Annotated in this window: 2 protein-coding genes; both read right to left on the reverse strand. The window is 70.8% G+C overall.

Annotated elements, in window-relative coordinates; genetic code table 11:
* On the reverse strand, positions 1–362 hold a 362-nt coding region (locus CCN33_RS11040), incomplete at its 3' end, for an SAM-dependent methyltransferase (protein WP_208621712.1).
* Between the two features lie 48 nt (positions 363–410).
* On the reverse strand, positions 411–2,206 hold a 1,796-nt coding region (locus CCN33_RS11045; protein ID WP_086693467.1), incomplete at its 5' end, for a discoidin domain-containing protein.

Raw genomic sequence — 2,206 nt, forward strand, 5'->3', positions numbered from 1 at the left:
TGGGAGAGGACCAGGTAGCTGCCGGAGGGGAGGGCCGACAGGAGGGTGCGGGTCAGGGCGTAGGGGTCCTCGGGGTCGGGGAGGAAGTGCATCAGGGCGATGAGAGAGAGGGCTACGGGGCGGTCGAAGTCCAGGCGTGCACGGGCGATGTCGAGGAACTGGTCGACGCCCCGCGCCGCCAGCCATGCGGCGGCACGGTGCATGAACTCCCGGTTGCGGGCGGCGCTGCGCCGGGACTGCTCGGGCAGCGCCGCGCCCACCCGCTGGTCGACCGGATAGTTGTCCTTCCCGCCCAGCAGCCAGTCGTAGACGCGGGCGGGATGGGGCTTGCTGGTGTCGATCCGCACGGGACACTCCTCCATGCGCGGGGTCACGGAACCGGCCTGCGCCGGAAGAGTATCCGCCGACGGCTACCGCTTCTGTTCCACGCGCACCCAGTCCACCTCCGCCTGCACTCCCCCGCCGGCGATCCGGTCCACGCTGGACTGCGGCAGCCCCCAGTACGGCGAGGTGACCTGGTTCCAGCCGGCCGGGTAGGCGCCGCCCAGGGCGAGGTTCAGGATGACGTACTGGTTGTGGTCGAACACCCACTGCCCGCGCGTCGACTCCAGCTTGTTGCGGGTCGTCTCCTGGACCAGGCGGTCGTCGACGTAGAACCGCATCGCGGTCGGCGTCCACTCCACGGCGTACGTGTGCCACTGGTCGGCGCGGCCGCCGTTCGGGTAGGTCTGGCGGGCGCCGATGTTGCCGTCCGCCGAGTAACCGGGGCCGTGCAGCGCGGAGCTGGTCCAGTCGCCGTAGCCGATGTTCTCCATGATGTCGGTCTCGCCGGACGCGGGCCAGGAGACGGACGGGTCGTCCACGTTGCTGCCCAGCAGCCAGAAGGCGGGCCAGAACCCGTCGCCGACCGGCAGCTTCATCCGGGCGCTCACCTTGCCGTAGCCGAAATCGAACTTGGTGTTGGTGTCGATGCGGCCGGAGGTGAAGTCGTAGGTGCCGCCGCCCGCCTTGGTGCAGCCCTTGCAGTACTTCGCCCGGAGGATCAGCTCGCCGTTCTCGGTACGGATGTTGTCGGTGGAGTCGACGTACGCCTGGGACTCGCCGTTGACGGATCCCATCTCGGAACCGGTGCGCACCACGCGCCACTTGGAGCGGTCGAGGGCGGTACCGGTGAAGTCGTCGAAGAACGTGGTCTGGTAGGTGCCGGACTGCTCGCCGGGCAGCGCCGGGTAGGACGCGGAGGCGCTGCCGCCGGTGCCCCAGACCTGGAACTCATAGAGCGAGTAGCCGAATTGCGCGGTGTAGGGCGCCGGGTTGTAGAAGGAACGGCGCTCCTTGCCGAGCATGCGGACGTAGCGCCCGGTGGCCGGGGTCGGGAGGGTGACCGTGTCGTGCAGTCCGGCCGCGTCGCCGGGCGCCTGCACGTTGGCGCGGCGGGCCGAGACCTCGGCGGCGGACGGCTGGTACACGGTGCGCCAGGTGCGGTTGTCGTCGGAGACCTGGAGCAGGTAGTCGACGGCGTAGGCCGACTCCCAGTACAGGTCGACGGAGGAGATGGTGGAGGTCGCGCCGAGGTCGACCGACACCCACCGGTCGGCGTTCCAGTCGCTGGACCAACGGGTGCTGTCGCCCTTCAGGCCCGCGGGCCAGCCGCCGTCGGTGACGAATGCCGGTGAGTTCCCGGCGTGCTGGTAGAGGTTGGAGTACGCGGGATGGTTGAGCGCGAGGTTGGTGCGGGTGGTGGAGGCGGCCGCGGGCTCACCCCCGTAGACCTTGAAGGAGTACAGCGAGTACCCGTACGGCGTGACCCGTTCGAGGCCGCGCAGGCGGACGTAGCGGCCGGTCACCTCCTGCGGGTAGGTGTGCGCGGTGACGGAGCCGCCGGTGCCCGCGGTCTCGGTGTAGAACGGCGTCCAGTCGGTGCCGTTGCGGGAGACCTCCAGCACGTATCTCTTGCCGTACGCGGCCTCCCAGTCGAGGACCACGCGGTCGACGCGGATCGTGCTGCCGAGGTCGACGCGGATCCAGGCGTCGTCGGCGAAGTTGCTGGACCAGCGGGTGGCGCCGTTGCCGTCGAAGGCGAGCGCGGCGGCGGTGCCGGCGTTCTCGCTGCCGGAGGCGGTGACGGCGGCGGGGTTGGCGGCGTAGGCGGTGGCGGCGCGGTCGGTGTCCCAGGTGGCGGTCGCGGCGGCCGGCGCGGCGGTGG

Origin of the sequence: Streptomyces recifensis (assembly GCF_002154615.1) — a bacterium.
GTDB lineage: Bacteria > Actinomycetota > Actinomycetes > Streptomycetales > Streptomycetaceae > Streptomyces > Streptomyces griseoluteus.